The organism is Alkalibacillus aidingensis (assembly GCF_014595945.1).
In the GTDB taxonomy this organism is placed as follows: Bacteria; Bacillota; Bacilli; order Bacillales; family Alkalibacillaceae; genus Alkalibacillus; species Alkalibacillus aidingensis.
On record NZ_JABXWU010000002.1, the window covers coordinates 184,069 to 195,939 of the forward strand.

The 11,871-nt window shown below is 39.8% G+C and carries 10 protein-coding genes; 1 reads left to right on the forward strand and 9 read right to left on the reverse strand.

Translation table 11 applies throughout. From position 1 onward, the window contains the following. The 6 genes from HWQ49_RS06080 to HWQ49_RS06105 form a co-directional block, all read right to left on the reverse strand. Positions 1-432 carry a TIGR03826 family flagellar region protein gene (locus tag HWQ49_RS06080; protein WP_188206715.1) on the reverse strand — a complete coding sequence of 144 codons (432 nt, stop codon included), beginning with the start codon at positions 430-432 and terminating at the stop codon, positions 1-3. Between the two features lie 88 nt (positions 433-520). After that, positions 521-1,198, reverse strand: coding sequence for a ComF family protein (locus HWQ49_RS06085; protein ID WP_188206716.1), 678 nt, complete (start codon positions 1,196-1,198; stop codon positions 521-523). Between the two features lie 3 nt (positions 1,199-1,201). Further along, positions 1,202-2,563: a DEAD/DEAH box helicase gene (locus HWQ49_RS06090; RefSeq protein ID WP_223155044.1), complete on the reverse strand. Its 1,362-nt coding sequence runs from the start codon at positions 2,561-2,563 to the stop codon at positions 1,202-1,204. A 566-nt stretch (positions 2,564-3,129) separates the two neighbouring features. Continuing rightward, positions 3,130-3,975 carry a DegV family protein gene (locus HWQ49_RS06095; protein WP_394810764.1) on the reverse strand — a complete coding sequence of 282 codons (846 nt, stop codon included), beginning with the start codon at positions 3,973-3,975 and terminating at the stop codon, positions 3,130-3,132. Positions 3,976-4,160: 185 nt separating this feature from the next. Continuing rightward, positions 4,161-4,847 carry a response regulator transcription factor gene (locus HWQ49_RS06100; RefSeq protein WP_188206717.1) on the reverse strand — a complete coding sequence of 229 codons (687 nt, stop codon included), beginning with the start codon at positions 4,845-4,847 and terminating at the stop codon, positions 4,161-4,163. A 208-nt stretch (positions 4,848-5,055) separates the two neighbouring features. Next, positions 5,056-6,195 carry a sensor histidine kinase gene (locus tag HWQ49_RS06105; RefSeq protein ID WP_188206718.1) on the reverse strand — a complete coding sequence of 380 codons (1,140 nt, stop codon included), beginning with the start codon at positions 6,193-6,195 and terminating at the stop codon, positions 5,056-5,058. A gap of 168 nt (positions 6,196-6,363) precedes the next feature. On the opposite strand from HWQ49_RS06105, the gene HWQ49_RS06110 reads away from it, so the two are divergent. Continuing rightward, positions 6,364-7,002, forward strand: coding sequence for a YigZ family protein (locus HWQ49_RS06110; protein ID WP_188206719.1), 639 nt, complete (start codon positions 6,364-6,366; stop codon positions 7,000-7,002). 88 nt (positions 7,003-7,090) lie between these two features. Here the strand turns inward: HWQ49_RS06110 and HWQ49_RS06115 are convergent, their stop codons facing one another. The 3 genes from HWQ49_RS06115 to HWQ49_RS06125 form a co-directional block, all read right to left on the reverse strand. Next, positions 7,091-8,908, reverse strand: coding sequence for a glucosaminidase domain-containing protein (locus HWQ49_RS06115; RefSeq protein WP_188206720.1), 1,818 nt, complete (start codon positions 8,906-8,908; stop codon positions 7,091-7,093). 459 nt (positions 8,909-9,367) lie between these two features. Then, entirely contained in the window at positions 9,368-10,417 is a 1,050-nt protein-coding gene (locus HWQ49_RS06120; protein ID WP_188206721.1) for a glycosyltransferase family 4 protein, read from the reverse strand. Between the two features lie 206 nt (positions 10,418-10,623). Continuing rightward, positions 10,624-11,811 (reverse strand): N-acetylmuramoyl-L-alanine amidase, encoded by a 1,188-nt coding sequence (locus HWQ49_RS06125; protein WP_188206722.1) that lies wholly within the window; start codon positions 11,809-11,811, stop codon positions 10,624-10,626. Positions 11,812-11,871: the final 60 nt, after the last annotated feature.

Below are 11,871 nucleotides of genomic sequence, written 5' to 3' on the forward strand. Positions count from 1 at the left end.
TTAGTTTCTCCATTTATTTTCTTGATCGACATTAAAATATACCTGCTGTCGATCACGTTTTTCTTGTTCAAGTTCGGCAATCGTTTTTTGACGTTCGTCTTGTGATATATCTGTTTTCAACTGATCAGCGCAGTTTTCACACAATTTCCCTTCATAAATCTGTTCGCCACAACGCTCACATCCATAAGTTAAATTAGGAAATGACCCTGCGTGAATCCGTTTTTGGCGTAACCATTTTTGAATTAAACTTTTTTCAACATCGGTTCCTTCTGATACTTCATTCATCGTCGCCATACGATTTTTCTTCTTACGGATAAAGTTATAGACTCTATCAAATTTCTCTTCTTCTTCTTTAAAACATTTGCGACAAACGTCCTGTGATCCTTTAACAAATAGTTCTCCACAATTTGGACAGTTCGCTAACTCCCCCATGTGTCACCCTCCTCGATCATCTTTTATACTTATTATATCGACAAATGAGTCGAAGTACAAAGCGATTTTGTCGAATTTTTGTTCGTTTTTAACTACGAATCAGGGTTAACGACTTAATCGATTGGGCACCTGCTTGTTTAAGAGTTTGAGCGCATTGTCTTATAGTCGTGCCTGTTGTAAAAATGTCATCGATGAGAAGGATGTGTTTAGGTGGTGGTTGAGTGGTCTGAAAAGGATTGGCCGAGTGCATTCGTTCGTATCTTGATTTCTTAGATTGCTTGCCACTATCAATACGGATTAGCGTTTTTGTATCAGGTTCATAAGTGATGCTTGTTGCTAACGCTTCAGCTTGGTTAAAGCCACGCTCTTGGTGGCGTTCTTCACTAAGAGGGATTGGCATAATCGTGAGTTTATCATGGATGAAGTATTTTTTGAAGGTTTCTAAGATGATCTTGCGCCAGACCATTTGAATTTCATAGTCTCCACGATATTTAAATCTAGCAATCGCGTCTTTCATAAAGTCATTGTAAGTATAAATGGAAATGTTTTGTTCGAGTGGGTCTGTGGTGAGGATCTGTTGCCAAAGCTTGCAATCATGGCATATGGATGCTTCAGATCGTTTCATGCATTTTTGGCAGGTTGGCGAACTATTTCGTTCAAACTGATCCTCACATTCTGTACAAATATACTCAAATAGTTTAGGCGTCAATAGATCCTTCCAGGTGGTCTCTTCCTGCATTGATTTAAAACAAATATGACAATACATTAGTTACTTCAACCTTTCTGCTTCACTATTTTTATTGATGGTATATTGCCTGGCGCGAACCATCGCATTTGATTTCAACTCATAAAAAAAGGTTACATCGCCAGTTGGGTCATGAGCACTTCGCCCAGCTCGTCCGGCTATTTGAATTAAAGCTGCTTCATCAAACACTTGGTGATCTGCCTGGATGATCGCAACATCAATTGATGGAAACGTCACACCACGCTCAAGGATAGTTGTCGTAATTAGGGCTTTGATATTTCTCGCTCGAAATTGTTGAATTAAATAGTTACGATCAGGGCTATCTGCATGGACATAAGGTATTTTTAGTTTTTTAGAAAGCTCTTCAGCAAGGGTGATCGTTGGGGCAAAAAGAAGAAAACGCCGCTGTGATTGCTCACGCTCGTTGATCCACTTGGTAATGACTTGAGGGATTTGTAGTTGTTCTAGCTGTTTTTGAAGTCGGAAAATAGATTTAAAAGTAGGGATCGGTAAGGGATGCCCATGATAACGGACAGGAATAGACACAGTCGGGATTTGCTTAGTGGCGATTCTAAGTTTCATATCGAGCCTTGGAGTTGCTGTTAAAAAAATTAGGGTGCTATTGGGCTTAGTGGCGCGCTTGACCACTTTAGGTAATGAACGATCATGGTGGTAAGGAAAAGCATCGACCTCATCGACGATCGTCACGTCAAAAGAATGTTGGTAACGGAGTAATTGATGTGTGGTGGCGATGACTAAGTGAGCATTGAAATCTTTTTCAGTCGAGCCTCCGTACAAGGCTGCAGCATCAATAGCCGGGAAATCACGTCTTAATCGAGGGGCTAATTCCTTAACAACGTCTGCTCTTGGAGTAGCGATACATACCCTTTTATTCTGACTAATAGCATGTGCAATTCCTTTATAAAGCATCTCCGTTTTCCCAGCACCACAGACCGCATAAATGAGTAACTGGGATTGAGAAGCAATTGCTTCTACCATTTGATCTGAAGCTTTTTCTTGAAGTGGTGTTAGCTCGCCATGCCACTGAAGGGGTTGATCTACGACAGGACGCTTCGGCTGGGGCCCCTTCCAAATGTAAAGTGGCTCACGAGTACTGACACGACCCATTTGAATACAGTTTTTGCAGTAGATGGTTGGTGATGTTGAGTTGGATGGAATTTTTCCAAAGAGGTGAGGCTTACGATTCATGCATCTAAGGCAAGTGTTGATATGGAATGTTTGGTTGATACCGGGTAATGGTTCGATTAAGTGGTGTTTCGTGAGGTAGTCGAATAAGCGTTGGGTGACGTTAAGTTCGTGCTTAAGAAGGAGTTTTCCTGTAAAGCGTCTTGCTAATTCTTCAATTAATGGTGGTGGGTTATTCAATTTGATCGTCCTTTCTTGATTTGGATTGGGGATGGGGTGATGGTGTGGTTTTGGGAATTGGTGGCTTGGCTTTTTGACGGTTTGGGGTTGGGGTGGTGTGTTTGCGTTAATTTGAGGCGTTCTAATTGACGGTTCCGGCTTGGTTCGGCGTGTTTGCGTTAATTAGAAGCTTTCTAATTGACAGTTCCGGCTTGGTTCGGTGCATTTCCGTTAATTAGAGCTTCCCTAATTGACAGTTCCGGCTTGGTTCGGTGCATTTGCGTTAATTAGAGGCGTTCTAATTGACGGTTCCGGCTTGGTTTGGTGCATCTGCGTTAATTAGAGGCGTTCTAATTGACGGTTCCGGCTTGGTTCGGTGCATTTCCGTTAATTAGAGCTTCCCTAATTGACGGTTCCGGCTTGGTTTGGCGCGTTTCCGTTAATTAGAGCTTCACTAATTGACGGTTCCGGCTTGGTTCGGCGCGTTTCCGTTAATTAGAGCTTCACTAATTGACGGTTCCGGCTTGGTTCGGCGCGTTTCCGTTAATTAAAGCTTTGCAGGCAGGCCTAAGCGCCCACCTACAAATCTATTTCACTTTATAAAATCCGAGGCCGATACTGCCTTCTCCGATGTGGGTGCCGATCACTGGACCGAAGTAGCTAATGTAGAAGTCGACATTCGGGTATTTTTCGGCTAGCTCGTCCTTCCACTTTTGAGCGGTTTCTTCTCGCTGGGCGTGGATAATTACGGCTTTGAGTTGTTCGGCTTGGTCAGCCGCTTCTTTTAACAAAGCTTCCATTCGTTTATATGCTTTCTTGCTCGTACGAATTTTTTCAAATGGGACAATTTTAGTGTCTTCAAAGTGCAATAATGGTTTGACCTGAAGTAGGCTTCCGACCATGGCTTGCGCGCCTGATAAACGACCGCCTCGTGCTAAGTGACTTAAGTCGTCGACCATAAAATACGCACGCATGTCTTTCTTCATTTCATTTAAGCGTTCTAAAATCTGTTCTGGTGACGCTCCATCTTTGGCCATTTGCGCTGCTTCTAATACGTAGAAGCCTTGGGCTAAGCAGCTAATTTCGGAATCAAATGGGTAAACTTTTAAGTCTTCTACCATATCGCCTGCAGAAACGGCTGCCTGGTAAGTACCACTAATTCCACTGGATAAATGAATGGAAACCACTGCATCATGCTCTTGGGCAATTTCTTCAAAAGTGGTTGTGAAATCGCCAACTGAGGGTTGACTCGTTTTCGGTAGTTCTTTTTCTTCACGTACTTTCTGGTAAAACTCTTCTGTCGTTATATCTAGTAGCTCTCGGTAAGTCTCATTTCCAAAAGTGACACTAAGCGGCACCATATAAATATTCCACTGGTCCAATTGTTCCTGAGGTATGTATGCCGTACTATCCGTCAAAACCGCTGTTTTCATGCGATCTACCTCCCTAGTTAGTATTCTACAATAAACATATGTAAATTGCATGGATAATTTGTAGCAAGCCAGTTGTATAAATAGAGAATAGAAGTTGATCGTTGAGATAATAGGTGGAAGTAACGAAACTACTTTCTGATCAAACAAAAAAAGCCCCCTACTTGAGGAGGCTTAACATGATATATTTATCTCACTTGAACCCAGCCATTTTTAATAGCTGTTACGACCGCTTGTGTACGGTCATTAACGTTCATTTTTTGCAATATATTTGACACGTGGTTTTTAACTGTCTTTTCACTTATGAACAGATCTTCAGAAATCCCACGGTTACTCCTACCGTCTGTCATTAATTGCAGTACTTCACACTCACGGCGAGTTAGGAGGTGTAAAGGCTTGCGATATTCAACATATTCGAATGCTGGTTTGTTTTTCGTTTCATTACTAGTTGAAAGACGGTGATAGTCTTTAATTAAATTGTGTGTAACTTTCGGATGGACGTATGAACCTCCATCGCTTACGATTTTGATCGCATTAACGAGCTCATCAGTGTCCATCTCTTTTAACATATATCCTAGCGCGCCTGATTTTAAGGCGTGAGTGACATAAGCTTCATCATCGTGGATTGATAAGATAATTACCCTTAAATCTGGATAATGATTCACGAGTTCGCGTGTAGCTTCAACCCCGTTAACATTTGGCATATTAATATCCATAATAACTATATCAGGCTGATGCTGTTCGATCAGATCCATTGCCTCAGAACCATCGCTGCCCTCGGCCACAACTTCAAAGTCTTCTTCAAATTCTAAAATTCGCTTAATACCTTCTCTGAATAATTTATGATCATCAATTAATACGATACTGGTAGGCATAAGTCTCCTCCTTAATTACTTAAGATCATCTATGATAGCATTATCCATTCTGTCTAAATATTAAAACTATTATACTAAAGTTATGGATAAAGGTATAGTTAATCTTTTCATAGAATCTCCATAACTATCGATAAAATAGATTGTTTTCACACATAACAACCTACTTTCCAAACTAAAACTCATCAGGAAAATTTATGATTATATGATGTCAATATAAAGCTGGAAGGTTCATGATTACTTTGGTACCTTTACCGATCGATGAGTCAATCTTCATTTCCCCTTCAAGCATTTCCACACGCTCACGCATTCCAATCAGCCCAAATGATCCTTCTTTTTTCTCATTATAATCGAATCCCTGGCCATTATCGATAATGTGGACATTTAATCGATTATACGTCTCTTCTAAACGAACTTGAATTAAGCTCGCTTTGGCATGTTTTAAAGCATTATGAACAGCCTCTTGAATTAAGCGAAAGATAGCCGCTTCAAATTTTTGAGCATAGCGCTTCTCTTTCCCTTTTGGTGTAAATTCAATCTTCACTTGATGATATTCTTCCATAGTTGATAAATATTTTCTAAGTGTCGGGACAAGGCCTAAATCATCTAAAGCCATTGGACGTAGGTCATAGATAATGCGTCGCACCTCATACAACGCACCACGGACCATCTCTTTGACGTCCTTCATCTCTTTCATCGCCTCATCCACTCCACGCTCACGAATGGTTTTATTCACAATATCAGAACGAATCATCACATTCGCTAACATCTGTGCTGGTCCGTCATGGATCTCTCGCGAAAGCTTCCTTCGTTCCTCTTCCTGCGCATCGATAATTTGCAGTCCAAAATCATACTTTTCTTTCGCTGATGTTAACGCTTTGTTGACATCTTGAAAGTCTTGGGTCAAATAATTCAAGATCACATTAATTTTACTCATCACATTTTCAGTACGTTCAATACTACTGTCTAATGAGCGAATACGGTTTTCAATCTCATCACGTCGTTTGATCAATACGACCTCGCGTTGACGTTGAACAACGAGTTGAGTTTGTAGCTCATGTGTATCATTATATACCTTTCGAACTTGTTCTTCACTAAATTGGTGAAAATTTTTACTCACTTCGGTTAAACGCTGACGTGATATTTTGAGTTTGCGCTCAAGTTGGTCGTTGTCTTTAATCATGCGTGCAACTTCTTTTTTAATATCCTTAACCTCATCAGCTAGTGCTTGCTGTTGTTGGCGTGCATCTTCCCCCAATTCAAATATTTCCTGTTTGCTATTGGATACTACCTCAACCATTTCTTCGATAATTTTATTTAGCGCTTTATCTTGTTCTTTCGCATCAAGCATCACGATTCCTCCAATATATCTATATCTTTTCGGAAATAAGACTTTCTTACTGGGGGTCTTATGGTTTATTTTATCATTATTTTCGGTCATTAACAGTAAAAAGTCTTCGTCACAATTGCCCGTCTACCATTACTTTTATATAATGATAATTTAGGAGGCTTGTTGAAAATGCTAGAAAAATATCTAACCGTCAAAGAAGAAGGACATAATGAAATTGTCATTCAAAAATCGCGATTTATTGGATATGTCAAACGAACTGAGACAGAAGAAGAAGCTCAAGCGTTTATCCAACAGATTAAAAAGCTAAATTATAACGCGACACATAATTGCTCTGCCTATATGATCGGTGAACAAAATCTTATCCAAAAAGCTAATGACGACGGAGAGCCGAGTGGAACTGCGGGTGTTCCTATGCTAGAAGTACTAAAACAAATGGACCTTAAAGACACCACTGTCGTTGTAACCAGGTATTTTGGTGGAATCAAATTAGGTGCTGGTGGTCTCATCCGTGCTTACTCCAGTTCAACATCTGAAGCGATTCGCCATGTCGGTGTGGTAGAACGCTCTCTTATGAAAGAAGTCATCATTGCTGCTGATTACGGTTTGATTGGTAAATTAGAAAATGAATTACGTAACAACGACCAACTCATCGAGCATATTGACTACGCCGAAAACGTCAAGTTCCACGTTTATGTACCTGTTTCAAAGGTTGAAGAATTCCAAGCCTGGATGATCGACTTAACCAATGACCAAGTGACGATCAGGTTAGGCGATGAAAAATATGTAGAACAAGATGTAGAAGTATAAACACGTAAACATCCCATAAGCTAGCTCGCTCATGGGATGTTTTTTGTTCATTTATGCTTCGCCATCTTGGCTTGATCTATTAGCTTGATCATTCGTTCGAGGTGTCTGTCGATGAATCATCCGTTGTTGAGTCATCCGTGGACGTGTCATCTGTTGTTGAATCGTCTGTTGTTGAATCGTCCGTGGACGTGTCGTCTGTCGTTGAATCGTCGTTGGTAGAGTCATCATTGGTTGTATCGTCAGTTGACGAATCATCCGTTGTTGAGTCATCCGTGGACGAATCATCTGTCGTTGAATCATCATTAGTTGAGTCATCTGTTGATGAGTCATCATTAGTTGAATCGTCATTAGTTGAATCGTCATTAGTTGAGTCATCTGTTGATGAGTCGTCATTAGTTGAATCGTCAGTTGTTCCCTCGTCTTGAGACTGATCGTCATCTTGTGATGTTGCTTCCATTGAATCATGCTTCACGTTTTCTGGCTCATAATGGTCAAGTAGCTCACGATCTTTTTCACCTAAATGACTATCTGCCGTGTACATATGCCCAGCAACTTTTTGTCCCCAATAAGGATCAGAGGCATACCTTACATTTAGCCCAAGCGTCTTGTTACCTGCATACGGACCATTATAACGCCAATCGTCAGGGTCTAAGTAACCCTTATTGATAAAGTAACCCGCATATAATACAGCTTCTTCAAATGATTCAAATTCATCTGCATTACCATAAGGATCGCTATCTGTAGCATTTAGACCGAATAAATTATTTTTCTCCTGAGCAATTTTACTACCACCCCAAGCAGACTCATGGATGGCAAGTGACATTAAGAACAGGGCATTAACTTGATACTCTTCTTGAGCCTCAATAAACGCTTCTCCTAAACCTGCCAATGGTGCATTTCCTTCTGTATCACGAACTTTAGAAAATTCATCAATATAATCGTCAATATCCTCTGCTGTATAATTGGTGTCCTTAGTGATATCTAGCTGGTTAAACAACTCAAGTGTCTCACCTTCAAAAGTGATACCATCCCAGCTATAATACTCACCTGGTTCAAGTGATGACGGAGCCCAACCGTAGTCATAATTACGATAATTATCTTCATAAACGTGATGAACTAAACGATTTTCATCTGAACCCTCAACAACTTCATAATAAGACCGTTCTTCAATATAATCATCAGGAATGATAGAACCATCATCATGACTGATATAACCAGTTTCTCCAGCCAATTTAATTTCAATACTATCTTCTAAAGTATCTATATATTCAAGCTCAATCATGCCATTACTTACGGTGTTAATGTAAGTCTTAGCATCATCTAATTCAGGTGATTCGTGGATGACCGTATAACCTTGAGTATGAACAATCCCATCTGTTGCCCACAGAATCGAATCCGCAAATAAAATAACCTCAGAACCATCTCTTTCCACTTCATTTAAAGCTGTTTCAAAATCCTCATACTTACCCACAGTCTCATAATCTTCTAAACTACTAATCTTCGCAACTTCATAAACACCTGGAATATAGAAAGACTTCTTAACTCCCTCTTCTAAAGGAACCTCATTTTGATTTTGAACATCGGTTGATATGTAGAGCTCATATGTTTGCCCTCGTTCATATGGTTCCTCTGGAGTCACTGAAACAACGGTATCTTCATCCATCAATTCAATCTTAACTGGATGTTCTTCACCTGTTTCTTCATCCAATACATAAACACTATCCTGATCAACACTATCTTCTAACAAAGGTTGGTCAAAAGTAACGACCCAAACTTTATCTTCTGTCACTTCTTCTGGTCCGTCAGTCCAATCAAACCAACTTTGTGCCATGATCCCTTGTCCGATTAAAAGTATGAATGCTACAAGCAGAAAAGGGGAAAGCTTCTTAGCTGTTTTAAAAAGCATGTAAGGTTCCTCCGTCCTATGTCGAATTTTATCCTTACAAGCTATTATATAATGAACTACTAGATTTCGAAATAGTTTAAAAGAATTATTTGAGATGAGGAAGCAGGAAGCTACCATTAATAAACATGAAAGTTAATAGATGAGGGATGATACACTGTCTCGATGACCTTATGCGGCCCTCTCCTGCTCCTATGGGCATTGAGCGAACGTCTCGATGACCTTACGGAGCCCTCAACTACTCCTATGGGCAATGAACGACCGTCTCAATGACCTTACAGGGCCCTCAACTACTCCTATGAGCATTGAACGACCGTCTCAATGACCTTACGGAGCCCTCAACTACTCCTACGGGAATTGAGAACCCCCCTCAACGAGATCCTTACCAACTCCTACAGGCATCCAGTCCATAAATCAACATAAAAAAACCAACCGAGATATCACCATCTCGATTGGTTTTAATTAAGAACGTTTGACGCCAGATCCTCGTTTCATAAACTTAAGCAAAGGTCGGTAATTTTTATCAACTAACCCTGTTAATTCAACCACAATTTCGATAATCAAAAACAGAGCTGCCATCAACAAGAATGATCCCCACATCGTTGCTTGGGTAAACAAGATAGCTGCTAAACTGAATACACCACTTAACACGTAAATCAATAAAACGGTGACTGGATGGCTAAAACCTAACCCTAATAAACAGTGGTGTAAATGCTGTTTGTCAGGTGCTGATATTGGTTTTCGCTGAATTCTTCTTCTGATCATAGCGAAGATGGTATCCGAGATCGGGACACCTAAGATAATAATTGGGATGACGAATGAGAATACCGTGACGTTTTTAAAGCCTAAAAGCGATAGCACGGCAATCATATAACCTAAGAACAACGCTCCCGTATCACCCATAAAGATCTTGGCTGGATAGAAGTTGTAATATAAAAATCCGATCGTACTACCTAATAACAGGAATCCAACTAAGGTAACAAATTCATTTCCCATCATGATTGACATAGATGAAATCGTTAGTAAGGCGATGGCGGAAACACCTGCTGCCAATCCATCTAAACCGTCAATAAGGTTAATCGCATTCGTAATGGCGACAACCCATAAAATGGTGATTGGTATGCTCAACACACCAAAATGAATTTCTCCACCGAAAGGCAAGTTAATAAATTCTACCTGAATGGTCCCTAAAAGGACAACTGCAGCCAATAATTGACCAAACAATTTCCATTTTGGTGATAATTCCATCATATCGTCTAAAAATCCAACAATCATAATAATGGAACCACCAATAATAATTGGCAATGTATAAATTGATTCAGGGTAGAAAATAATAAGACCTATCATAAAACTCAAATATATTGCTAATCCGCCTAGTCGTGGCATCACATCTTTGTGCACCTTACGATAGGACGGGTTGTCAACGGCACCAATTTTGATTGCTAATTTTTTAACAAGAGGTGTGATCACAAGTGCGATGACTAAAGTAATGATCAAGGACTCTATGAACATTTAAGTAAGCCCTCCTTATCCATTAAAATAACCAAAACGATGACTTTTTAAGCAAACAAAATAAACCATTTTGCCGTTTTGCCTAAAAATTTACAAAGAGTACAATCATTATACCACAATGCATGACATCCATAAACAAGCTTTTTTGGCAAACCCACACTACTTAGACGTCTTAAATTGATATTGGTTACATATTTTTTTAATTTTTATCGATAATAATTAATAATCCCTTGTGTGATCGCATCGGCAAACAACTGATGGTAACCACCATCGATAAGTTTTTCGATATCTTTAGAATTGGTCATAAACCCAAGTTCAACTAGTGTTGCAGGTGATGGGTTATTATGAATGACCCGAAACTCTGCATCACCAATTCGTCGATGACGCATGCCCACGGTTGAAACGATCTGATTTTGAATCGCGGTTGTAAGGTATTCGGATTCAGAAACATTCCCATCTTTTGTTGAACTGTAAAATGTCTCCACTCCGTTCACACTGGAATCTCTAAAGGAATTAGCATGAATACTGACAAACAAATCATTGAAATGGTCCAGTGAAAATTCTACGCGATCGTCAAGACTGATATAGCGATCATCTTCACGAGTTAAAATGACATTAGCCCCTAATTTCTCTAGGTTGTCACGCAACTTCAAAGTAACTGGTAGCGTGATTTCTTTTTCACGGATATCTGGAACGGGTGAGTCAACAGATGCCCCGTTATCATAGCCACCATGCCCAGCATCAAGGACAATCGTTATGTCTTTGAGTAAATCGCCACTTTTATGTCGAAGGATTAGATAGTCCTTATGTAGAAAAACCGTTTCTCCTTCATACTTAGATTCTACCCAAAAACCATCTATATCATAAACAGGAATCAGATCCCCTTCATAAACCCTGCCGACAATTTCCGAATCTGTATTTGTCTCTTCACGGACAAGAAGCGTCGAAGCTGTAACTTCTCCAAAGAATTCAGCATCAGAATCCTCCGGTAAATCATATGGCTTTTCTTGAGTCGGATCAACCGTAAATGTTAGTTTATACCCTTCCTTCATTTGGTTTCCTTCTTCTGACTCCACTTCACTTTCGATGTATAAAGTGTACTCTTCACCTGGCTCATAATAATCTGCAGGTGGCAAAACCGTCATCTCTTTTCCATCTTCACTTAAATCATTCGATAAAAACAACTGGTTTCCGTCCGTATCTTTAACATAAATTGATTGACTATGTAAAGTTCCACGTTCCATCGGCTGATCAAAGGTGACCTTCCAATTTTTGTCTATATCGACATTTTCACGATGTCCAAAATCTATCCAGTTTTCCTCTGCGGAAATTTCTGAAGCAAAAAACAAAATACCGACAACAACTAACAAGCTACATTTGACAATGTTTTTCAAAATCAGTCACCTACCTTATGTTGTAAAAAAATCTATTATCTATATTTTACACATCAACTC